The sequence below is a fragment of the Actinocrispum sp. NPDC049592 genome (assembly GCF_040675465.1).
Taxonomy (GTDB): domain Bacteria; phylum Actinomycetota; class Actinomycetes; order Mycobacteriales; family Pseudonocardiaceae; genus Kibdelosporangium.
Genome location: NZ_JBFAPA010000012.1, coordinates 336897 through 359126, shown reverse-complemented (window position 1 = coordinate 359126; position 22230 = coordinate 336897). Strand labels below are relative to the sequence as shown.

Sequence of the window (22230 nt, the reverse complement as noted above, 5' to 3'; positions counted from 1 at the left end):
GCGGACCGGCGTTTGGTTTGTGGCCCCCACTTGACAGATGCGATTGCGCAAGCGCCAGGCCATACCGGAGGGACAGGGCACGAAGGCGGGGTCTGGTGCGCTTGCGCGCTTTGCCCGTGGGGCAAGGGGGTCACCGATTCCGGTGAAGCACCACCAAGTCCCGGGATCTTCCGCCTTGGTGCGGGTAGTGTTGATGCTATGCAAGGCAGTGGAAATCATTGGGGTAAAACAAAAGAGGAGATAGTTGCTGCCCTGCGGGACGTTGAGGCGCAGGGTCGGCGGATCGAGTACGCCGGGCTGGAGTTGGTGGCCCACCTGAACAACCAGGGCCTCGCCACCGACCTCGGTTACTCCAACCCCGCCGCGCTTCTCGTGCACGCGCTGCGGATCTCGCCCAGGGAAGCCAAACGCCGCCTCGCGCAGGCGGAAGAGCTGTTCCCGAGCATCACCCCTACCGGGTCGGTGATCGAGCCCGCCCTACCCGCGACTGCCTCTGCCTTGGCCGCCGGAGACATTGGCTCTGAAGCTGTGGATGTCATCCGCAAGACCCTCAAGGACTTGCCGGATCTGGAGCCCGAGAAGCTCGCATTGGCCGAGTCCACGATGGTCGCTCAGGCCGCCGAGGACGACCCGAATGCGTTGGCTCGCTTCGGCACCCGGGTGCGGAACATCGTCGATCCCGACGGCCCACCGCCACCCGACCCGGAACCCAAGCAGCCTGACCGGATGTTGCACATCCGCGCTCGTCGGGATGGTGGCCTTGACTTTCGCGGCCATCTGCCCGCTGAAGACGCCCATCTGCTGCACCCGGTGATCAAGAAGGGTGAACAGCGTCCCACCGACCGTGCCGATGACCGGTGCCAGGCCGAGCGCACCGCCGATGCGTTTGTGGAGACCCTCCGCATGGCCGCCCAGTGCTCATCCCAGCCCACCAAGAACGGGCTGCGCACGCCGGTCGCCATCACCATCTCCTACGACGATCTGCTGCGGGACCTCGACGATCGCATCCTCGTCGGCCCGGACACCTACCTCACCGCCCGCGAAGCCCGCCGGATCGCCTGCGACAGCCACGTGTTCCCCGCCGTGCTGGGCAGCAAATCTCAACCCTCGACATCGGGGTCAGCTCCTACACCGTCCCCGCCCACATCCGCCGCGCCTTGATCCTCCGGGATGGTGGCTGCGCTTTCCCGAGCTGCGGAGCACCCGCCAGTGCCTGCGACGGCCACCACATCATCCACTGGCGCAACCACGGACCCACCAAAATCGACAACCTAGTGCTGCTCTGCCCCCACCATCATCGGTTGGTGCATCGCAGTGACTGGACCATCCAGATGATCGACCGCACCCCGCAGTTCATCCCGCCCGCGTACATCGACCCGCATCGCCGTCCGCGAACCAACTCTGCCCGAAGATCCATACCCACCGCCGCATAACCCCAGGGATATCCGCTCTCCCTGGGGCTCAAGGGGTGCCCGTAGCAGGCACTGAGCGCGGTTCGGTTTTACATGGGTGGCGGCGGCCCTAAGCTCGCCGCGCGGCAGGTCCAGGGCCAGCCGCGATCGGGCTCGGCCTTGAAGCCGCGCCCCAGCACACGAAGCCCCCAAGTCCCGCGTCAAGGCCCTGGGTTCGAGCAGGACCGGCGCACCCCCGGACGCGGTGGAGGCGTTCTATTGCGCGTTCAACCAATGAATCGCATCTTGACGTGTGATGGGTTGCGCGCTATTTCTTAAAGACTTCGGCCAAGTCGTGGGGGTAAGGCGCGGGGTTATGTTCGTTTAGTATACGAACTAATTAAAGTTCGCTGCCCATAACGGAAACCTGGCGTTGACATGCCGGGGGATGGGCGTCAAACTCGGCCGGAGAGCGCTCTCAAACGTGGATACCGGACACGCCCGCCGCCTGCGCTGGCCGGATCCGCCCGTGCCCCTGACCCCTGCCCTCGCACGGGCCGATCTCAAAGGAGACTCGTGACTCCCGCACGCGCAAAAAGGCTGTTCGCAGCCGGGTTGCTCGTGGCCGCCGCCCTCACCGCCGGGCCGCTCGCAGGCCCCGGGGCGGCCGCGCCGCCAGTGAACCCCAACGACTTCCAGCAGGTCACCCTGGCCAAAGGCGAACCCGAGATGGGCGAGCCGATGTCCATGACCGTCCTGCCCGACCGCACGGTGATCCACACCGCGCGCAACGGCACGGTCCGCGCCACCGACGCCGCCGGGAACACCCGGGTGATCGGCACGATCCCGGTCTACACGCATGACGAGGAGGGCATGCAGGGCGTCGCCGCCGACCCCGGCTTCGCCACCAACCGGTTCGTGTTCTTCTACTACGCCCCGCCGCTGAGCACGCCCGCCGGTGACGCTCCGGTGTCCGGGACGGCGGCGGACTTCGCGCGCTTCGACGGTGTCAACCGCCTCGTGCGTTACAGCCTCAACTCCGACCTCACCATCAACATGGCCAGCGCCCGCACGGTGCTGGAGGTCAAGACCAGCCGGGGTCTGTGCTGCCACGTCGGCGGCGACATCGACTTCGACGCCCAGGGCAACCTGTACCTGACCACCGGCGACGACTCGAACCCGTTCACCGACGGCTACGCCCCGCTGGACGACCGCCCCGGCCGCAACCCGGCGCTGGACTCGCAGCGCAGCGCGGGCAACTCCAACGACCTGCGCGGGAAGCTGTTGCGCATCAAGGTCAACGCGGACGGTTCGTACTCGATCCCGGCGGGCAACATGTTCGCGCCCGGCACGGCCAACACCCGGCCGGAGATCTACGCGATGGGCTTCCGCAACCCGTACCGGATGAACGTCGACAAGGCGACCGGCATCGTCTACCTCGGCGACTACGGGCCGGACGCGGGCACCACCACCAGCCGCGGCCCGAGCGGGCAGGTCGAGTTCAACCGGATCACCGCGCCCGGCTTCTTCGGCTGGCCGTACTGCACCGGGTCGAACACCGCGACCGAGACCTACGCGCAGTTCAACTACGACACCAACACCGCGGGCGCCAAGTACAACTGCTCGGGCGGCGCGACCAACAACTCGCGCAACAACACCGGGATCCGCACCCTCCCGCCCGCGCAGCCCGCGTGGATCAAGTACGCCGGCGACAGCGGGTCACCGCCCGAGTTCGGCGGCGGCTCCGAGTCGCCGATGGGCGTGCCGGTCTACCGGTTCGACCCGAACCTGAACTCCACCGTGAAGTTCCCGCAGGCCCTGGATGGGCACGCGTTCGCGACCGAGTTCGGCCGCCGCTGGATCAAGGACATCGAGGTCCTCAGCAACGGCCAGCGCGGCACGATCAACCCGTTCCCGTGGACGGGCACGCAGGTGATGGACGCGCAGTTCGGGCCGGACGGCGCGTTGTACGTGCTGGACTACGGCACCGGCTGGTTCAACGGGGACGCCAACTCCGCCCTGTACCGCATCGAATACCGCGGTCCGGGTGGTGGCCGGGCGCCGATCGCACAGGCCGCCGCGAGCCCGACGTCCGGCGCGGCACCGTTGAACGTGACCTTCTCATCGGCCGGGACGTCCGATCCGGACGGTGGAACGTTGAGCTATCTCTGGACTTTCGGGGACGGTGCGACCTCCACCGCGCAGAACCCAAGCCACACCTACACGACCAACGGGACATTCACCGCGACGCTCAAAGTCACCGACAGCACCAACCTTTCCGGGTCGGCGAGCGTGCCCATCGCGGTCGGCAACACCGCGCCGACCGTGCGGGTCGAACTGCCCGCCAACGGCCAGGTCTTCTCGTTCGGTGACACCGTTCCGTTCCGCATCACGGTGACCGACCCCGAGGACGGCGCGATCGACTGCACCAAGGTCAAGATGAACTACGTCCTTGGCCACGACAGCCACGCGCACGCGATCACGTCGCAGAACGGTTGCACGGGGAGCATTGCGACGCCGCTCGACGGTGAACACGAAGTCTCGGCGAACCTTTTCGGGGTCTGGGACGCCGAGTACACCGACAAGGGCGCCAACGGCGTCCCGCCGATCACCACGCACAGCCAGTCGGTGACCCAGCCGCGGCAGCGGCAGGCCGAGCACTTCAAGACGATGAGCGGCGTCACCATCTACGACAAGGCCAGCGCGATCGGCGGCCGGACCGTCGGTGACATCACCAACGGCGACTGGATCGAGTTCGATCCCTACATCGTCGCGGGGATCCCGAACTTCACCGCACGCGTCGCATCCGCGGGCGCCGGTGGCCAGCTGCAACTGCGGGTCGGCTCGCCGACGGGCACACTGGTCGGGTCCGCGACCGTGCCGGTGACCGGTGGCTGGGAGAACTGGCAGGACGTCACCGGGACGATCTCGAACGCCCCGGCCGGAACCCAGAAGCTGTACCTGGTGTTCAGCGGCACGGGCACCGGCGCACTGTTCGATGTGGACCAGTTCGTCCTGGGACCGTCCGGCGGTCCGCAGCAGCCCGGCCTGATCTCGCAGGGGCGTCCGGCGACGGCGTCCACTGTGGAGGCTCCGAACGTCGCGAACAACGCGACCGACGGCAACACCGCCACCCGGTGGGGCTCGCAGTTCACCGACTCGGAGTGGATCTCGATCGACCTGGGCTCGGTGCGCACCGTGTCCCGGGTGCGGTTGAACTGGGAGGCCGCCTACGGCCGGGGCTACCGGATCGAGGTGTCCCAGGACAACCAGAACTGGAACGCGGTCAACACGGTCACTGCTGGTGACGGTGGTATGGACGACATCTCTTTCACCGCAACACAAGCCAGATACGTCCGGATGATCGGCACCCAACGGGCCACCCAGTGGGGCTACTCTTTGTGGGAGATGGAGGTTTACGGTGTCTAGCAGGATGCGGAGGGTCTCCCTTGCCATCGCCATCGCGCTGTCACTGGTGGTCAGCGTGCTGACCGGCACCAGCCAGGCGGCCGACCCGCCGTACCGGGTCCTGGTCTTCTCCAAGACCGCGGGCTTCCGGCACGACTCGATCCCGGCCGGGATCGCGGCGTTCCGTTCGCTGGGCAGCGCCAACAACTTCACTGTGGACGCGACCGAGGACGCGAACGCCTTCACCACAGCCAACCTGGCGAACTACAAGGCGGTCGTGTTCCTGTCCACGACCGGTGACGTGCTCAATGCCACGCAGCAGACGGCATTCGAGTCCTACATCCGCGGCGGTGGCGGCTACCTCGGCGTGCACGCGGCCGCGGACACCGAGTACGACTGGCCGTTCTACGGCGGACTGGTCGGCGCGTACTTCTCGTCACACCCGGCGATCCAGCAGGTGACCGTGCGCGTCGACGACCGCACACACCCTGCCACCGCTGGACTTCCGGCGGCGTGGGTGCGTACCGACGAGCTGTACAACTACCGCACCAACCCCCGCGGCGCGGTGAAGGTCCTGGCCCGGCTGGACGAGTCGACCTACCAGGGCGGCACGATGGGCGCCGACCACCCGATCATCTGGTGCCAGCAGTACCAGGGCGGCCGGTCGTTCTACGTCGGACTCGGCCACACCCAGCAGTCCTACTCGGAGAACCTGTTCCTGGGCGTGCTTCTGGGCGGTCTGCGGTACGTGGCCGGTGTGGCGCCCGCGAGCTGTGCGGGCGGCGACCCGAACCAGCCGGCGCTGTTGTCGCGGGGCCGCCCGACGCAGACCTCGTCGACCGAGAACGCGACCTTCCCGGGCGGCAACGCGGTCGACGGCAACACCGGCACCCGCTGGTCGTCGCAGTTCTCGGATCCACAGTGGATCTCCGTGGACCTCGGCGCGGTGAAGTCGGTGTCGCGGGTGCGGTTGCAGTGGGAGGCCGCTTATGGCCGCCAGTACCGGATCGAGGTGTCCCAGGACAACCAGAACTGGTCCACTGTGAACACTCAGACCGCCGGTGACGGTGGTACGGACGACATCTCGTTCACCGCGACGAACGCCCGCTACGTCCGGATCTTCGGTACGCAGCGTGCAACCCAGTGGGGCTACTCGCTGTTCGAGTACGAGGTGTACGGCGTCTGATCGGCCAGACCGAGCGCGTCGGTGACCTTCCTTTGCCAGTACGGGTCACCGACGAGCCCGGTGGCCCGGCGCATCGGCTGGGCCTCCTCGTAGAGCCGGAGGGCTCGCTCTCGTTGCCCGCGTCGCGCGGCGACGATGGCGAGCCCTTCGATCGCTGTCGGCAGGTTGTGCGGGTACTTCGCGTCGGTGTGCAGCACCTCGCGGAAGGCGTTCTCGGCTCTGTCCAAGGCGTTCTGGGCGATCGCGATGCCGCCGATGACGTTGAGCGCCTCGGCCGCGCGGCTGACCGCCTTGCGGTCCCGGCAGATCGCGAGGCTCTCCTCGGCCAGCCGCATCGCCTGGTCCTGGTCGCCCATCAGGGAAACCGACCACGCGAGGTGCGCGAGACAGGTCGCGGTGGCGATCGGCTGGTCCAGTTCACGCACCAGCCGCACGCACTCGGTCCGGTTCCGCAGCGCCAAATCAAGATACCCGGCCATCTGCTGAACGCAGCCGAGGGTCTGCAGGCAGTTGACGACCAGGTTGGGATCGTTGAGCCTGCGGGCGATGTCGAGTGCTTCGGCGGCCGCGGTGATCCCTTCGTCGAAGTCACCCTGGAACCCGGCCAGCCAGCCCGCGCGGTCTGTTGCCGCACAACGATCTCTCAGTGACCCATCCGTCTGGTCGAGTGCGTCACGCAGGACTTTCCGGGCGTCGGCGAGGAAACCCTGGTTCGCGTCCGCCACGGACAAAGCGGTCGCCAGCAGCACATGCCGTGAGTCGTGGTGCGCGCTCGTCCAGTCGCACGCGACCCGCAGACTCGACGTTTGTTCGGCCGCCTGCACCCGGATGTTGCGTGGTACGGACAAAGGCGTCGACACGAACGCCTCGGCCAGCCCGGCGAGCCAGCCCGTCAGCGCCTCGAACGCGCTGTCCTCCTCACCCGCCTCGGCGAGCCTTTGCCTGGCGTACAAGCGAATCGACTCCAGCAGCCGGAAGTCCGTCGTGGACCCGGCGGGTGTCAGCAGGGACTTGGTCTGCAGCCGCGAGATCATGTCCAAAGTGGTGTCTTCGTCCGTCGCGCACACCGCCGTGGCCGCGGCCAGATCGAAGCCACCCACGAACACCGACAACCGCCGCAGGACCCGTTGTTCGGAAGGCGCCAGCAGCTGGTAGCTCCAGTCGATGGCCTCGCGGAGGCTGCGCTGGCGGCTCGGGTTCGTCCGCCCGCCCAGCACCAGAAGCTCGAACCGGCTGTCCAGGCGTTCGCAGATCTCGGACACCGACAGCACCGGCACCCACCGCGCGGCCAGCTCGATCGCCAGCGGGATGCCGTCCAGCCGCGTGCACAGCGCCGCGACCGCGAACACGTCCTCGAAGGTCAGCCGGAAGTCCGGGATCATCTCCTTGGCGCGGTCGACGAACAGCCGGACCGAGTCGAACCGCCGCAACGCGTTCTGGCTCAGCTCGCGACCATTGTCCGGAATGGACAGTCCGTCCAGCCGCAGGATCACCTCGCCGGTGATCCGCAGCGCCTCGCGGCTGGTGGCCAGCACCCGCATCTGCGGGCAACGCGACAACAGCGTGTCGGTGAGCTTCGCGCACGCCTCCAGCAGGTGCTCGCAGTTGTCCAGTACCACCAGCACCCGCATGGTGCGCAGGGTGGCGATGACCGTCTCGAGGATCGGCTCGTCGCTGTGCTCGGTCAGCCCGGCGGCCGCGGCCACGGTCTGCACGGTGAGTTGTTCGTCGGTCACCGAACCCAGTTCCACCAACAGGACCCGGTCGGTGTTCTCGCGTTCGGCCCGGGCCGCGGCGGCGATCGCCAGCCGCGTCTTGCCCGCCCCGGCGCTGCCCAGCACCGTCAGCAGGCGGTGGCGGCCGAGCAACCGGTGCAGCTTGTTCAGCTCGTGCTGGCGGCCGATGAAACTGTCCCGCTCGGCGGGAAGGTTGTGCACGATCCGGCGGCTGAGCCGGGTGTCGGCGGCAGGCTGGGCCATCCGGCGCCGGTATGCGCGCTGACGGCACGCGTTCGAGCAGTACGCGCGCACAGCTCCGGGCGGCAATGCGTTCTGGCATACCGCGCACCGGTCCACCACAACACCCGAACGTAACAGCTCGGTTTTCGGGCCACCAGGCGTTACGGGACGTTACAGGGGACTTTACGGCGCGGGCGCCCGGCGACCAGGCTGCCAACCGGAACTTCAGCGGGAAAGGACCGGAATGCGGGCTGTCTCACCCGACTGTGACGTGACCTCAGGCGGAGGCACGGTGCGGTCGTATCCGTTCGGACCGGCTCAGCGCCTCGAGCTCCACCCGTTGTACGGGTACGTGCGGGAGCATGAGCCGCTGTGCCGGGTGCGGCTGCCCTTCGGCGAGGACGGCTGGCTCGTCACGCGCCACCAGGACGTGCGGGCCGTGTACACCGACCCGCGGTTCAGCCGGGCCGCCGGGATCGGGCGGGACGAGCCGCGGGTGACCGAGTACATCCCGCCGCGCGGGATCATGGACATGGACCCGCCGCACCTGACCCGGCTGCGCAGGCTCGTCGCGGGCGCGTTCACCGCGCGGCGGGTGGAACGGCTGCGGACCCGGGCCGTGACGATCGCCACGGAGCTGGCCGACCGGCTGGTGGACGCCGGGCCGCCCGCGGACCTGGTCGAGGACTTCGGGGTGCCGCTGCCGGTGACCATGATCTGTGAGCTGCTCGGGGTTCCGGTCGAGGACCGCTCGGAGTTCCGGGTGTACGCCGAGGCTTTCGTGTCCGGGACGTCGCTGAGCGGCGAGGAGCGCGCCGGCTACGTGGCCAAGCTGATGGCCTACTTCGCGGGCCTGGTGCGGCGGCGGCGGGAGGAACCGACCGACGACCTGCTCAGCGCGCTGGTGGCGGCGCGGGACGGGCAGGGCCGGCTGAGCGAGGACGAGCTGCTGTTCCTGGCCGCCGGGCTGCTCGGTGCCGGGTTCGAGACGACCGCCACGATGATCCCGAACTTCGTGTTCGAGCTGCTGACCCACCCCGACCAGCTGGCGTTGCTGTTGTCCCGGCGGGAGTTGGTGCCTTCGGCGGTCGAGGAGCTGATGCGGTTCGTGCCGCTGGCCACCGGTCCGGCGATCCCGCGGTGGGCGCTGGAGGACGTTTCCCTGTCCGGTGGGGTGGTTCCGGCGGGATCGGCGGTGTTCGCGTCCCGCTCGGCGGCCAACCGCGATCCCAGCGTGTTCCGCGATCCGGACACATTGGACATCACCCGGCAACCCAACCCGCACATGGGGTTCGGTCACGGGATCCACCACTGCCTGGGTGCCCAGCTGGCCCGGCTGGAGCTGGCGGTGGCGCTGGAGGTGCTGCTGGACCGGTTGCCCGGGCTGGAGTTCGCGGTGCCACCGCGGGACCTGACCTGGCGGATGGGCAATGCCCTGCGCGCGCTGGCCACGTTACCTGTGAGGTTCGGATGACCTTGTTCCCCTTCGAGGGGCCGTTGTCCATCGGCCCGGCGCCGCAAGCCGTTGAGGCACAGGCGGTCGACCCGGTTCCGGTGGTCCGGCTGCCGTCCGGCGAGGCGGCCCGGCTGGCGACCCGGTACGACGATGTCCGGCTGGTGCTCGGCGATCCGGCGCTGTCCCGGGCGTTGTGCACCGCGTCGATCGTCCCGGGCGCGATGTCGCCGGACGCGCTGACCAATATGGACCCACCCCGGCACACGCGGCTGCGAAGGTTGGTGTCCAAGGCTTTCACCGCCCGGCGGGTGGAGGCGTTGCAGCCCCGGGTGGAGCTGATCGTCGACGAGCTGCTGGACGACATGGTGATCAAGGGCGCGCCCGCGGATCTCGTCGAGTGCCTCGCGAACCCCATGCCCGCCATGGTGATCTGTGAGCTGCTCGGCATTCCCTTGCATGAACGCGATCCCCTGTACGCGTGGGTGCGCGCGGCGACTCACGTCAACGCCGAGGAACTGGATCACGCGACGACCGAGGCGTCGACGTACCTGCTGGACCTGATCGGCCGGAAACGCCGTTCCCCCGGCGACGATCTGCTGACCGCCCTCGTTTCGGTGCGGGACAACGGGGACCAGCTCACCGAGCCCGAGCTGCTGATGACGATGTTGTCGCTGTTCGGCGCGGGCCAGGAGACCACCGCGAGCCAGCTGTCGAAGTCCGTGTGGGTTCTCGGTCATCACCCGGACCAGTGGGATCGCCTTGTCCTGGATCCGGGCCTGGTCCCGCAGGCGGTCGAGGAGCTGCTGCGGTACGTCGGCCTCGGCCACGCCGCGTTCCCACGGCTGGTGTCCGCGGACATCGAGCTGTCGGGCATCCCGGTCCACAAAGGAGAGACGATCTTCCCGGTCCTCACCGTGGCCAACCGGGACCCGGTCGTCTTCCCCGATCCGGACCGGTTCGATGTGACCAGGGTCGACGCCGGTCTGCACCTGTCCTTCGGCCGTGGCATCCACTTCTGCCTCGGTGCGCCCCTGGCGCGCCTCGAACTCCGCGTCGCCCTCACGGCCCTCGTGACCCTGTTCCCGGCCCTCCGCCTCGTCGACCCCGGCCCCGCCCCCGACTGGAACACCACCAGCGTGGCCTGCGGCCTGAAATCCCTCCCCGTCGCCTGGTAGCCCCTCGTGAGTGGCGGCAACCACTCACGAGGGGATCACGCTACGAGGATTGTGCTGTGTTGTAGAGGTTCTGGGCGTCGGCGCCGAAGTAGGGGCCGAACATCCAGGTCGAGATGAAGTTGTACTTGAAGCTGTTCACCGAGTTCTGGATGCCGGTGCCGGCCGCCTCGTTGAACGACAGGAACCACGGGCCGCCGGACGCGCCGCCCGTCTGGTTGCAGGTCATCCCGATGTCCTGGCTGAGCAGGAAGTCGTTGAAGACCTTGCCACTGCAGTAGATCAGCTTGGTGCCGTCGTACGGCGCCTCGGCCGGGTAGCCGAACGAGTACATGTTCTGGCCGCGCGCCTGGTTGAACGCGATGCCCTGGCCGCCAACGACATCCGTCAGGCTCTGGCTGTTGAGCTGGTTCACCACGGCCGCGCCCACGTCGTAGTTGATGTCCTCGCTGGCCACCCACTGCGGCGTTGCCATGGTGGCGCGGGCAGTCCACGTGCCGTAGGGCGCGTTCCCGTTGTTGTAGCCGGGAACGAACACCCAGTTGGTGTGGAACGCGCCGCCCAGCTTGACGCAGTGCCCGGCGGTGATCACGGTGCTCTTGTTCGCGCTGGTCACCGCGTCACCGCTGCACGACGCGGTGCGCCCTTGGTAGGTGAAGAACACGCGGCCCGCGGTCTTGGTCACCGCGCCGCCGCCGGTCCACGCCGCACCGCCGTTGGGGATCGACTGGATCTGCACCGGCCGACCCTTCGCGACTGACTTGAGCTGGCTCGGCAGGACCTTGATCAGGTCCAGCGGCTGCGCCGAACGCATCCGGGCCGGTGTCCAGAACGCCCGCACGGCAGCGTCCGACGGCGCTGCTTGTGCGGGCGTGGTGAATCCGGCCAGAGCGAGCCCGGTCATGGCTAAGACAAGTGCCCTCTTCATGTCCAGCCTCTTTCCGTCGAACTAGCAGGGTTACCGGAAAGTAGCTGTCAAACGGAGCGGGCAACAACCGCTATCGGGGGTAGATCGGTCAAGTCAGCCCAGGTCGCGAAGCCACTGCTCCACTCCGGCGACATGGACGGTGGCCCACGAACGGGCCAGGTCAGGCTGCCGTGCTTCCAGTGCGGCGACGATCGCGCGGTGCTCGGCGACGGTGCGGTCCACGGCGCCACCCTGCGAGATCCCGCGCCACACCCGCACCCGCACGGTCGGGCCGGCGAGGGTGTCCATCAGCTGTTCGAGGTAGGAGTTGCCGGCCGCGGCGACGATCCGGCGGTGGAACTGCAGGTCGTACTCGACCAGTTCCTCGACCGAACCGGCCTGCTCGGTGGCGTCGCAGAGCTTGCGCAGCTCGTCGATGTCCTCGTCGGTGACCGCGAGGGCGGCCGAGGCGGTGGCGGCCGGCTCGAGGATGCGCCGGACCTCCAGCATCTCCAGCACCGACTCCTCGTTGCGGTGCAGGTCCAGCACGAACGACAGCGCGCCGAGCAGCTCGTTCGCCCGCAGGCTGGAGACGTAGGTGCCGTCGCCCTGCCGCACGTCCAGCACCCTGACCAGGGACAACGCCCGCACGGCCTCACGCAGCGAGTTGCGCGAGAGCCCCAGCCGGTCGGCCAGGTCGGCCTCGCGCGGCAGCCGGTCGCCCGGTTTGAGCTCGCCCGACATGATCATTTCCCTGACACGCAGGATCGCGTCGTCCGTGACCGCCACAAGCACCCCTCGGCTAGACATCCGATGTCTCAGTCTCCCAGTATGCGGTACCGGCGCGCCCAGCACACTGATCCCATGCGATTCGGAGTGTTCCTCCTGGCCGGCCGGTTCCCCGGGCAGACCGACGCGCAGGCGCTCCGGCGTGCGTCGGACGCCGTCGTCTGGGCTGAACAGGCCGGGTTCGACTCCGCGTGGATCGCCGAACACCACTTCATGTCCTACGGCGTGTGCCCGTCGGCGATCACGTTCGCCGCCCACGCGCTGGCGAGAACCAGCCGGATCGAGATCGGCACCGCGGTCACGGTGCTGTCCACGACCCATCCGGTGCAGCTCGCCGAGCAGGTCACCATGCTGGATCAGCTGTCCGGCGGGCGCCTGCACCTGGGCATCGGCCGCGGCGGGCCGTGGCGCGACCTCGAGGTGTTCGGCACCGGGCTGGACCGCTGGGAGAACGGGTTCGCCGAGTCCCTTGACCTGCTGCTCGACTGCCTGACCAAGGACACCGTCGGCGGGACCGGGCGTTTCCCGTTCCGGCCGGTGCCGATGGTGCCGCAGCCGGTCACGCCGCCGCGCGTGACGATCGCGTGCACCTCCGGAGACACCGTTTCGATCGCGGCGGCCAGGGGACTGCCGATGCTGCTCGGGATGGACCTGTCGGTAGCCGGGAAAGCGGCGATGATCCAGTCTTATGTGGACTCCGGCGGTGGTCCCGCTCCGCACATCGGCGCCGCCCTCGCGCACGTCGGTCCCGCCGACGAGGTGCGTTCCCGGATGCCGGGGTGGCTTGGACCGGGGCTGGAAGGCTATGTGACCGTCGACGGACGAGCCCGCAAGCGCGCCGATCCCGTTGCGTACACGGAGAAACTGATCGCCATGCACCCGGTCGGCGACCCCGGTCTGTGCGTGCGGCGGTTGAGCGAACGCGCCGAAGGCATCGACCAGGTGATCCTGATGGTGGATCCGTGCGGCGACGGCGAGATCACCGGGCGGACCATTCGGCGGCTGGGCGCCGAAGTCCTGCCCCGGCTGCGTGGAACGGTGCCGGACGTGCGCTGAGCGGTCGGCGTTGATCACTTCGTCCTGATGGCGCAGTGCCGCCGGGCGATTGGCGGAGCAAGTGTTTCCGCAGGTGACGAACGGATCCCTTACCGTCTACTGGTATGGATGCGGGTGAGGTCGTCGCGGCGTTGCGGCGTGCTGGGGTGGACGAGGCCGACGACTCGGCACGCCGGCGGGCGGAGTTCTCGTCGGACGCGTCGCTCTACCGGGTGCCGCCGATGGCCGTGGCCTTCCCGCGTTCGGTGGACGAAGCCGTTGCGGTGCTGGAGGTTTGCCGCGCCTTCCGGATCCCGGTGACCTCCCGTGGGGCGGGCACGTCGATCGCGGGCAACGCGGTCGGCCCCGGTGTGGTGGTCGACTTCTCCCGCCATCTCGGCTCGGTCACGTCGATCGACCCGGCCGGCCGGACCGCGGTCGTCGAGCCCGGTGTGGTTCTCGACACCTTGCAACAAGCCGCCCGGCCGTTCGGATTGCGCTTCGGCCCGGACCCGTCCACGCACAGCCGGTGCACCCTGGGCGGGATGATCGGCAACAACGCCTGTGGGTCACGCGCGCTCGGGTATGGCCGGACCGCGGACAATGTGGTGGAACTGGACATCCTCACCGGCCGCGGCGAGCAGGTGTCCACTTCGGACAAGTCGGCGTTCGGGGCGCTGCGCGGGATCGTGGACGCCAACCTGGCGGTGATCCGGACCGAGCTGGGCAGGTTCTCCCGGCAGGTCTCCGGCTACTCGCTGGAACACCTGCTGCCCGAGCGCGGGTTCGACGTGGCCAAGATGCTGGTGGGCACCGAGGGTACCTGCGCGATGATCCTTGGTGCGACGGTGAAGCTGGTGGAGATCCCGGAAACGTCCACTTTGGTCGTGCTCGGCTACCCGGACATGGCGTCCTCGGCGGACGCGGTCCCGGCGCTCCTGCCGCACAAACCCGTTGCCATCGAAGGGCTCGACGCCCGGATCGTGGACGTCGTCCGCAACCGCCGTGGCACGGTCCCGGATCTGCCTGAGGGACGCGGGTGGCTGTTCGTCGAGGTGACCGGCGACCCGGCTGGGGTCGTCGCGGACTCGGGTGCGCTGGATACGTTGGTGGTCAAGGATTCCGCGCACGCGGCCGCGTTGTGGCGGATCCGGGAGGATGGCGCGGGGTTGTCCTCCCGGTCCCGGAAAGGATTTCCGGCACACGCGGGATGGGAGGACGCGGCCGTCCCGCCGGAGCGGCTGGGGGAGTACCTGCGGGACTTCGAGCGGCTGCTGACGGACTACGATCTGGCGAGCATGCCGTACGGGCACTTCGGTGACGGCTGTGTGCACGCGCGGATCGACTTCCCGTTCCACGAACCGCAAGGGACGCGGTTGTTCCGCCGGTTCCTGATGGACGCGGCGAAACTGGTCGCGTCGTACGGTGGCTCGATGTCCGGTGAACATGGCGATGGCCGGGCGAGGAGCGAGCTGCTGCCGTTGATGTACTCGTCTTCGGTGATGGACCTTTTCGCTCAGGTCAAGGACGTCTTCGACCCACGCGATCTGCTGAACCCCGGCGTGATCGTCCGGCCGCGCCTCCTCGACGCGGATCTGCGGCCGCGGGTGACGCCGAAGCTGAAACTGGCTTATGGCCACGATTTCAACGCGGAAGTGCATCGCTGCATCGGTGTCGGCAAATGTCGTGTGGACGCTGTGACGTCGAAGGGCGCCGTGATGTGTCCGTCCTATCGGGCCACTTTGGACGAGAAGGACTCCACGCGCGGGCGGGCGCGGGTGTTGCAGGAGATGGTGAACGGCTCGCTCGAAGGCGGCTGGCGGTCGCCTGAGCTCAAGGAGTCGCTGGACTTGTGCCTGTCCTGCAAGGGGTGTTCGGTCGACTGCCCGACCGGCGTGGACATGGCCACCTACAAATCCGAGGTGCTGCACCAGGCCTACAAGCGGCGGCTGCGCCCGGTGACGCACTACTCGCTCGGCTGGCTGCCGCGCTGGGCCCGGCTGGCATCGCTGAGACCCGCACTGGTCAACAAGATCATGCGCGGCCCGCTCTCCGGACTGGTGAAACGCGCGGCCGGGATCGACCGGCGGCGGCCGTTGCCGGAGTTCGCCGAACGGACGTTCCGCCAGTGGTTCGCGCAACGCCCGGTGCGGCAAGGGAAACCGGTCGTGTTGTGGGTGGACACGTTCACCGAGCACTTCACGCCCGAGGTGGGCCGGGCCGCGGTCGAGGTGCTGGAGTCGGCCGGGTTCCAGGTCCGGTTGTCCGCCAAGGGGTTGTGCTGCGGGCTGACCTGGATCTCCACCGGCCAGCTGGGTCCGGCGCGACGCATCCTCAACCGAGCGGTCAAGTCCCTGGCCAAGCAGAACGCGCCCATCGTGGGCCTGGAACCGTCGTGTACGGCGGTATTCCGCTCCGACGCCCGCGACCTGGTCCGCAAACGCAAGGTCGACGTGCACACCCTCGCGGAGTTCCTGACCGACAACAACTGGGAACCCCGCCTCGACGGCGTCGAAGCCGTGGCCCAGCCGCACTGTCACCACCACGCCGTCATGGGCTGGGACAAGGACGCCGCCTTCCTCGCCAAGGCGGGCGCCTCGGTCACCTCCGTCGGCGGCTGCTGTGGCCTCGCGGGCAACTTCGGTGTCGAGAAAGGACACTACGACGTCTCGGTGGCCATCGCCCGCAGCGAGTTGCTCCCCGCCGTCCAGGACACCGACGAGATCCTCGCCGACGGGTTCTCGTGCCGCGCCCAGCTGGACCACCTGGCCGGGCGCCGCGCGAAACACCTCGCCGAGCTGCTGGCCGAGAGCCTCAGATCCGAGCCCAGCTGAAACTCTCGCCGCGGTCAAGACACGTGACTTCGGCCGCCGGCCGTACCGTTCCCGGATCTCACGAAGTTCGTTGTGCACCAACGTGTCGCCGCTCAGGTAGATCCGCAGCGGCGGACCGGTGGCCCCGGCGGCCGAGCAACGTGCCGATCAGCACCAGCGCGGCGCCGAAAGCGAGGAACGCCAGGTCATACGCGAGCTGCCCGGGACCGCTGTGCACGTGGTGCACGCCGAGCACCAGGTGGTCGGCCACCCCCTCGACCAGGTTGAACCACCCCCACCCGGCCAGGATCCAGCCGAACGCGCGGCGGCCGCGGCGGCGCGGCGCGGCCGGCACCGCCCGGACCAGCAACACCACCCCGACCAGCACCAGGACCAGGCACAGCAGGTGGAACAGCCCATCGGCCACCATGTTGACCTTCAGGCTCGCCGGATCGGTCAGCGGATACCAGCTGGACAGCATGTGATGCCACTCCAGCAGCTGGTGCAGCACGATCCCGTCGGCGAACCCACCGGCGCCGAGACCGATCGTCAAGCAGGCCAAGGGGAACACAGCACGCATCACCCCGGCTACCCGGGCGTGGGGCATCGAAACAGCTCGGCCGCGCCGGCTCAGCTCTGCTGGCGGCGGAAGATCATGAACAGCAGCCGCAGCCCGATCAGCACGCTGATCACCAGGAGGTTGTAGCCGATCACTTGGTACAGCGTGACATCGGCGATCAGGCGGGGGCCGCCGGTGGTGCCCAGCAGCAGCACGGCCATGATTCCCGTTGTGGCGCCGATGAAGGCCAGCAGGATCTGGTGCACGATGGTGTTGACGACCTGGCGGTCCCGCTCGTCGGCGAACAGTCTGACGTTCATCGACAGGCGGCCTTCTTCCAGCGCGCTGCCGATCCGGTCGACCCGGCGGGGGAGTCTGCGGAGCACCGGGAGCAGGGTCATCAGTTCCTGCGTCACCGTTTGCTTGACCGAGTCCGGATCCATCTGCTGGGTCAGGCGGACCGACGCGTAGGCGCGGGACTCCACGACGATGTTGAACCCGGGGGCGAGACCGGCGAGGGTTCCCTCCATTGTGGCCAGTGCACGGAACACGGCCGCGATCTCGGGCAGGATCGCGAGGCCGTAGGTGGTGACGAGCTTGAACAGGTCGGTGAACATCTCGACGTCCGGCGCGGTCCCACCGGCGAAGTGCTTGGCCATGAACTGGCCGAGGGCGCGTTCGAGGCGTTGCTCGTCGATCTCGTCCGGGCGTTCCACGATCTCCAGCAGGCCGTCCCGCAGCGCCGCCGGGTCGCCGCGGTCGATGGCCACCAGCAGGTTCGTCAACCCCGCGCGCAGGGCGCCGTCGAGGCGTCCGACCGAGCCGAAGTCCAGCAACCCCAACGAACCGTCCTCGAGCAGCATCACGTTGCCCGGGTGGGGGTCGGCGTGGAAGACACCGCTGCTCATCACCTGACGCAGCAACGCATGCAGCAGCCGGCGGGCCAGTTCGCCGCGGTCCAGGCCGCGTTTCTCGATCTCCGCGGTGGCCTTGCCCAGCGGCACCCCGGCGAGGCGGTCCATCACCAGGACGCGTTCCGTGCACAACTCGGGGTGCACCTTCGGCAGCCGGATATCGTCCACTGTGGACGCTGTGACCACCGCGATGTTCTTGGCCTCCACCCGGAAGTCCAGCTCCTCCAGCAACGCCGCCGCGAACCCCTGCGCCAGGGTCACGACACCCAGGCGCTGGGCCCACCTGGTGCGCTGTTCGAGGGTGGTGGCCAGCCGGTCCATGATGTCCAGATCGCGCTCGACCACCGCGCGGATCCCGGGCCGCTGCACCTTCACGACCACATCCGACCCGTCCTTGAGACGGGCGCGGTACACCTGGGCGATCGACGCCGCCGCGATCGGCTCGGGATCGAACGAAGCGAACACCTCGTCCGGCGGCCCGCCCAGCTCGGTGATCAGCAGCCGGGAGATCTCGTCGGCCGGGGCCGGCGTGACGCGGTCCTGGAGTTTGCCCAGTTCCTGGATGAACTCCGGCCCAAGCAGGTCCGACCGGGTCGACAGCACCTGGCCGAGCTTGACGAAGGTGACCCCAGCCTCCTCCAGGGCCTCACGCAGGGAACGCGCCTGCCGCAACCGTCTCTGCGGGGCATCGGCGCCACCGGACCGGCCCCGCAACGCCGGGCCCAGGCCGTGCCGGACGGCGATCGCGGTGATCTTGGAGTACCGCCGGGCCCGGGCGAGCCGGCCGGGGATGGACCGGAGCCCGCCGACGAACCACAGCCCGGTGCCGCTCGGCCGGATCACCTCCAGCACGAACAGGATCGCGACCGACACCAGCAGCGTGCCGCCGAACACCGGGATGATGAACAACAGGATCGCCTGCTGGTTGTTCTCGTCCAGCGGTGGCAGCCGGGCCGCGATCAGCCCGGTCGCGCTCCACCCGATCACCGCCGCGAACAACGCCCGGATCGTCCCGACCCGCACGCCCAGCACCCGCCGCGCCCCCACGACCAGCACCCATGTCATCGCGAACGTGGCCACCGCGGCGACCAGGAAGAAGATCAGATTCCCCACCTCTGAACCCAACCAGATCGCCCACCCCGCCGCACCCGAAACACTCGGCCACACCCCTCGTGAGTGGTTGTACCGGTGCCAACCACTCACGAGGATGACCAGGGTCACTCCTGGGAGGGAGCGGTGGTGGGGGCGGGCGTGTGAGGATCGGGTCGTGTTGGGGTGGGTGTTCCGGCCGGTCGTCCAACGGCTGACGTACCGGCGGTGGGCGTACATGGTCATCGGGGCCGTGTTGATCGTGCCGTTCACGGTGGCGTCGGTGCTTGTCGTGCCGCCGTTGCTGAACGTCCTGCTGCCCGCGCCGGTGGGGCAGGAGCTGCTGGTCATCGCGGGCGCGGTCATCGTCGTGGTGCTCGGTTCGTCGGCCGCGGCCTCGTTCATCCCGGCCGCACGCGTGGTCGAGGGCACCGCGGCACGGGAGCTGCTCGGCCACGGGGTGCCAGAGCACGCGGTCAAGCGCGCGACGAACCTAGAAGCCCGCTGGAAGACCTGCCAGTGGCTGCTCGTGCACATCCTGATCGGCACGTTCGTCAGCTTCTTCACGCTGTTCGTCCCGCTCGCGCTCGTGCTGTCGTTCGCCGCGCCGTTCACGGGCCTGTGGCTGCAGGTCGGGACGCACCGGTTCACCGTGCCGACCGGGTGGCAGTCCGTGTGGGTGCCAGTGGTCAGCGTGATCGCCGCGCTCGCGTTGGTGCACCTGGTGAACTTCGCCGGCTGGCTGCTCACCAGGCTGTCGCAGATCCTGCTCTCGCCGACCCCGGCCGACCGGCTGGAGGAGCTGCGGATCAGGACCGAGAAGCTCGCCGAACGCAACCGCCTCGCCCGCGAGCTGCACGACTCGGTCGGCCACGCGCTGAGTGTCGTGACGATCCAGGCCAGCGCGGCCGGGCGCGTGCTGGACACCGACCCGCAGTTCGCGCACAAAGCGCTGAGCGCCATCGAGGAGGCCGCCCGCAACGCCCTCGCCGACCTCGACCACGTCCTCGGGCTCCTGCGGGAGGACGTGCCGACAACCACCCCGCAGCACACCATGGCCGACGTGAGCCAGCTACTGGACACCATGCGCCAGGCCGGGGTCCAGGTGAACGCCGAGATCGCCGGTGACCTGCCCGGCCTGCCGTTCGCGGTGTCCACCGAGGCCTACCGGATCGTCCAGGAATGCCTGACCAACGCGTTGCGGCACGCCGGTAAGGTCCCGGTCACGCTGATCGTCAACGCGGCCGGCGACTCTCTGGAGGTCGAGGCGGCCAACCCGGTCCCGGCGAACACCGCGACCACACAAGGCGGCCGTGGCATCAAGGGGATGCGCGAACGCGTGACCGTCCTCAGAGGACAGATTCAGGCCGGTCCGGATGCGGGGATGTTCCGTGTCCGCGCCAGGATCCCACTCCGGAACGGGGGAGCATGACCACCAGGGTGCTGCTGGTCGACGACGAGGAACTGATCCGCGCGGGCCTCAGGGCGATCATCGACGTCGAACCCGACCTTGAAGTGGTCGGCGAGGCCGCGGACGGCGTAGAGGTCCTGCCGCTGGTCAACAAGCTCGAACCGGACGTCGTGCTGATGGACGTGCGCATGCCCACCGTCGACGGCATCCAGGCCACCAGGCACATCCTCGACCGGGCGGCGGAACCCCCGAAGATCATCGTGGTCACCACGTTCGAGAACGACGACTACGTCTATGACGCGCTCATCGCGGGCGCCAGCGGGTTCCTGCTCAAACGCGCCCGCCCGGCGGAGATCGTGCGCGCCATCAGGGTTGTCGTCGCGGGCGACTCACTGTTGTTCCCCGCGGCCATCCGGATGCTCGCCGCGAACCGGGGCGACGCGCGCAGGCCCGGCCTGCGCGAGGCCGGGCTCACCGAACGCGAGGAGGAGGTCCTGCGGCTGATGGCCACCGGACTGTCCAATGTGGAGATATCGGAGCAGCTGTTCGTCGGCATCCAGACGGTGAAGACCCATGTGGGCAACATCCTCGCCAAACTGCACGCCCGGGACCGGACCCAGGCGGTCATCACCGCCTACGAGTCCGGTTTCGTGACGCCCGGCTAGCGGCGGGCTTCGTTCCAGGCGCGGGACAGCCGGTGCACCAGCTCGGTCAGGATCTCGTCCGGGAAGCCGAACGGGAACCTGATGTGGTTGTCGTGCGCGCCGGTCGGGTCGGTCGCCGCGCCGGGCACGACCTCGACCCCGTGCCGCAACGCGACCTGGGCGAACACCCGTGCGTCCGTGCCCGGCAGCTCGATCCACAACGCCGAACCGCCGTCCGGGGTGCGCCAGCGCCATTCGGGGAGGTGCTGGGTGAGCAGTTCCCGGACGCGGCCGAGGCGTTCCTTCAGCTCGGCCGACCGGGCGCTGCCGAGTTCGGCGAGCTGCGGCAGCAACCGCGCCGCCAGCGCCTGGTCGAGGATCGGGCTGCCCAGGTCGGCCAGCGCCTTGTGCCGGGCCAGCCGCTCGGCGGTCTGGATCGACCCGCGCACCCAGCCGATCCGCAGCCCTGCCCAGACGGACTTGGCCAGCGACCCGATGGTCAGCACCTCCGCGCCGGTCCCGGCGAACGCCGCGATCGGTGGCGGTGCCCCTTCGGCCGCCCCGACGGTGTAGGCGTGGTCCTCCACGACCGGCACCGCGTACCGGGCCGCCAGCTCGGCGATCCGGCGGCGGCGGCTCGCGGACATCAGCACGCCCGTCGGGTTGTGGTAGGTCGGCATGACGTACAGCAGGTCCGGGCCGTGTTCGGCCATGGCCTTGCCGAGCAGGTCCGCGCGGATCCCCTCGCCGTCCAGCTCCACGCCCACCAGCCGCACCCCGGTCGCCCGGAACACGTCCAGGCAGCCCGGCCAGCTCGGCGACTCGACCACCGCGGTCCACCCGCGCCGCAGGTACATCTGCGTGATCAGCCCGACCGCCTGCTGGGCGCCGGTGGTGATCACGACCTGCTTGGGCTCGGTCGGCAGCCCGGTCGCGGTGAGGTAGTTGGCGACGGCCGTGCGCAGTTCGGGCAGGCCCGCCGGGTGGTAGCCGGATCCGGCCAGCAGTGCGGGCAGATCCGCGTGCACCAGGTCCAGCAGGGCGCCGCGCAGGTGCGGGGCGCCCGGGTCGATCGCCCGTGCCAGCGAGATGACGTCGCTGGACGAGTCCGACCGGGTGATGATCGGGCTGGCCCGGCCGAACACCCGGCCCTCCACACTGGGCCGGAACCCGGGTGGCCGCACCACCCGCGTGCCGCTGCCGCGCCGGCTGTCGACCAGCCCGATCGACCGTAACTCGTCGTATGCCGAGACAACGGTCGCCCGGCTGACGGCCAGCGCCCGCGCGAGATCGCGCTCGGACGGCAGCCGTTCACCGGCATGCAGGTCCCCCGCGTGTATCGCGCGGCGGACCGCTTCCGCCAGCCGCCGGTACAGCGGCGCCCTTCCGCCTGACGTGCTCGTCCAGTCGCCGAGGACATCGACGAGATCGGAGCCGTCGGTCAAACGGTCCATGTCTCCCCCTGATGGCCCGCTTCAGCCCAAGCCCGTCCACAAGG

Annotated in this window: 16 protein-coding genes and 2 pseudogenes; 12 read left to right on the top strand and 6 right to left on the bottom strand. The window is 69.0% G+C overall.

Annotated elements, in window-relative coordinates; all coding sequences use genetic code 11:
- Window positions 1-198 precede the first annotated feature (198 nt).
- From AB0J95_RS29280 to AB0J95_RS29255, 6 genes and pseudogenes are all read left to right on the top strand, one after another.
- Window positions 199-1161 carry a DUF222 domain-containing protein gene (locus tag AB0J95_RS29280; RefSeq protein ID WP_364764618.1) on the top strand — a complete coding sequence of 321 codons (963 nt, stop codon included), beginning with the start codon at window positions 199-201 and terminating at the stop codon, window positions 1159-1161.
- Window positions 1158-1301: pseudogene (locus AB0J95_RS29275) on the top strand (HNH endonuclease signature motif containing protein); the annotation flags it as partial. The gene AB0J95_RS29280 and the pseudogene AB0J95_RS29275, both read left to right, overlap by 4 nt.
- Window positions 1302-1304: 3 nt before the next feature.
- Window positions 1305-1433, top strand: a complete 129-nt coding sequence (locus AB0J95_RS29270; protein ID WP_364764641.1) for a hypothetical protein — start codon at window positions 1305-1307, stop codon at window positions 1431-1433.
- Window positions 1434-1967: 534 nt separating this feature from the next.
- Window positions 1968-4820: a carbohydrate-binding protein gene (locus AB0J95_RS29265; RefSeq protein ID WP_364764615.1), complete on the top strand. Its 2853-nt coding sequence runs from the start codon at window positions 1968-1970 to the stop codon at window positions 4818-4820.
- 4 nt (window positions 4821-4824) lie between these two features.
- Window positions 4825-5577: pseudogene (locus tag AB0J95_RS29260) on the top strand (ThuA domain-containing protein); the annotation flags it as partial.
- Entirely contained in the window at window positions 5557-5985 is a 429-nt protein-coding gene (locus AB0J95_RS29255; RefSeq protein WP_364764638.1) for a discoidin domain-containing protein, read from the top strand. The pseudogene AB0J95_RS29260 and the gene AB0J95_RS29255, both read left to right, overlap by 21 nt.
- Here AB0J95_RS29255 and AB0J95_RS29250 read toward each other — a convergent pair.
- Window positions 5949-7964 (bottom strand): tetratricopeptide repeat protein, encoded by a 2016-nt coding sequence (locus AB0J95_RS29250; RefSeq protein ID WP_364764612.1) that lies wholly within the window; start codon window positions 7962-7964, stop codon window positions 5949-5951. The genes AB0J95_RS29255 and AB0J95_RS29250 overlap by 37 nt on opposite strands.
- Before the next feature lie 271 nt (window positions 7965-8235).
- Here AB0J95_RS29250 and AB0J95_RS29245 point away from each other — a divergent pair, with 271 nt between their 5' ends.
- Both AB0J95_RS29245 and AB0J95_RS29240 read left to right on the top strand, forming a co-directional pair.
- Window positions 8236-9417, top strand: a complete 1182-nt coding sequence (locus AB0J95_RS29245; protein ID WP_364764609.1) for a cytochrome P450 — start codon at window positions 8236-8238, stop codon at window positions 9415-9417.
- Window positions 9414-10574 (top strand): cytochrome P450, encoded by a 1161-nt coding sequence (locus AB0J95_RS29240; RefSeq protein WP_364764606.1) that lies wholly within the window; start codon window positions 9414-9416, stop codon window positions 10572-10574. The genes AB0J95_RS29245 and AB0J95_RS29240 overlap by 4 nt, the downstream gene beginning before the upstream one ends.
- 40 nt (window positions 10575-10614) lie before the next feature.
- On the opposite strand, the gene AB0J95_RS29235 is transcribed toward AB0J95_RS29240, so the two are convergent.
- Both AB0J95_RS29235 and AB0J95_RS29230 read right to left on the bottom strand, forming a co-directional pair.
- On the bottom strand, window positions 10615-11499 hold the full coding sequence (locus AB0J95_RS29235) for a peptidase (RefSeq protein ID WP_364764603.1): 885 nt from the start codon (window positions 11497-11499) through the stop codon (window positions 10615-10617).
- A gap of 93 nt (window positions 11500-11592) precedes the next feature.
- Window positions 11593-12267 (bottom strand): FadR/GntR family transcriptional regulator, encoded by a 675-nt coding sequence (locus AB0J95_RS29230; protein WP_364764600.1) that lies wholly within the window; start codon window positions 12265-12267, stop codon window positions 11593-11595.
- Between the two features lie 75 nt (window positions 12268-12342).
- Here AB0J95_RS29230 and AB0J95_RS29225 point away from each other — a divergent pair, with 75 nt between their 5' ends.
- Window positions 12343-13323: an LLM class flavin-dependent oxidoreductase gene (locus AB0J95_RS29225; RefSeq protein ID WP_364764597.1), complete on the top strand. Its 981-nt coding sequence runs from the start codon at window positions 12343-12345 to the stop codon at window positions 13321-13323.
- A 104-nt stretch (window positions 13324-13427) separates the two neighbouring features.
- Window positions 13428-16136: an FAD-linked oxidase C-terminal domain-containing protein gene (locus AB0J95_RS29220; RefSeq protein WP_364764594.1), complete on the top strand. Its 2709-nt coding sequence runs from the start codon at window positions 13428-13430 to the stop codon at window positions 16134-16136.
- A gap of 58 nt (window positions 16137-16194) precedes the next feature.
- Here AB0J95_RS29220 and AB0J95_RS29215 read toward each other — a convergent pair whose 3' ends face one another.
- Together AB0J95_RS29215 and AB0J95_RS29210 are read right to left on the bottom strand one after the other, a co-directional pair.
- Window positions 16195-16722 carry a DUF2243 domain-containing protein gene (locus AB0J95_RS29215; protein ID WP_364764591.1) on the bottom strand — a complete coding sequence of 176 codons (528 nt, stop codon included), beginning with the start codon at window positions 16720-16722 and terminating at the stop codon, window positions 16195-16197.
- A gap of 23 nt (window positions 16723-16745) precedes the next feature.
- A complete protein-coding gene (locus AB0J95_RS29210) occupies window positions 16746-18653 on the bottom strand; it encodes an AarF/UbiB family protein (RefSeq protein WP_364764635.1) in 1908 nt (635 codons plus the stop codon).
- A 202-nt stretch (window positions 18654-18855) separates the two neighbouring features.
- Here AB0J95_RS29210 and AB0J95_RS29205 point away from each other — a divergent pair, with 202 nt between their 5' ends.
- Together AB0J95_RS29205 and AB0J95_RS29200 are read left to right on the top strand one after the other, a co-directional pair.
- On the top strand, window positions 18856-20109 hold the full coding sequence (locus AB0J95_RS29205; RefSeq protein WP_364764589.1) for a histidine kinase: 1254 nt from the start codon (window positions 18856-18858) through the stop codon (window positions 20107-20109).
- Window positions 20106-20753, top strand: a complete 648-nt coding sequence (locus AB0J95_RS29200; RefSeq protein ID WP_364764586.1) for a response regulator transcription factor — start codon at window positions 20106-20108, stop codon at window positions 20751-20753. The genes AB0J95_RS29205 and AB0J95_RS29200 overlap by 4 nt, the downstream gene beginning before the upstream one ends.
- On the opposite strand, the gene AB0J95_RS29195 is transcribed toward AB0J95_RS29200, so the two are convergent.
- Window positions 20750-22186, bottom strand: a complete 1437-nt coding sequence (locus AB0J95_RS29195) for a PLP-dependent aminotransferase family protein (RefSeq protein ID WP_364764584.1) — start codon at window positions 22184-22186, stop codon at window positions 20750-20752. The genes AB0J95_RS29200 and AB0J95_RS29195 overlap by 4 nt on opposite strands.
- Window positions 22187-22230: the final 44 nt, after the last annotated feature.

Coding starts and splice junctions, on each gene's coding strand:
- AB0J95_RS29280 (WP_364764618.1), top strand. CDS start 199: ATGCAAGGCAGTGGAAATCATTGGGGTAAAACAAAAGAGGAGATAGTT.
- AB0J95_RS29250 (WP_364764612.1), bottom strand. CDS start 7,964: ATGGCCCAGCCTGCCGCCGACACCCGGCTCAGCCGCCGGATCGTGCAC.
- AB0J95_RS29240 (WP_364764606.1), top strand. CDS start 9,414: ATGACCTTGTTCCCCTTCGAGGGGCCGTTGTCCATCGGCCCGGCGCCG.
- AB0J95_RS29235 (WP_364764603.1), bottom strand. CDS start 11,499: ATGAAGAGGGCACTTGTCTTAGCCATGACCGGGCTCGCTCTGGCCGGA.
- AB0J95_RS29225 (WP_364764597.1), top strand. CDS start 12,343: ATGCGATTCGGAGTGTTCCTCCTGGCCGGCCGGTTCCCCGGGCAGACC.
- AB0J95_RS29220 (WP_364764594.1), top strand. CDS start 13,428: ATGGATGCGGGTGAGGTCGTCGCGGCGTTGCGGCGTGCTGGGGTGGAC.
- AB0J95_RS29215 (WP_364764591.1), bottom strand. CDS start 16,722: ATGCCCCACGCCCGGGTAGCCGGGGTGATGCGTGCTGTGTTCCCCTTG.
- AB0J95_RS29210 (WP_364764635.1), bottom strand. CDS start 18,653: ATGACATGGGTGCTGGTCGTGGGGGCGCGGCGGGTGCTGGGCGTGCGG.
- AB0J95_RS29200 (WP_364764586.1), top strand. CDS start 20,106: ATGACCACCAGGGTGCTGCTGGTCGACGACGAGGAACTGATCCGCGCG.
- AB0J95_RS29195 (WP_364764584.1), bottom strand. CDS start 22,186: ATGGACCGTTTGACCGACGGCTCCGATCTCGTCGATGTCCTCGGCGAC.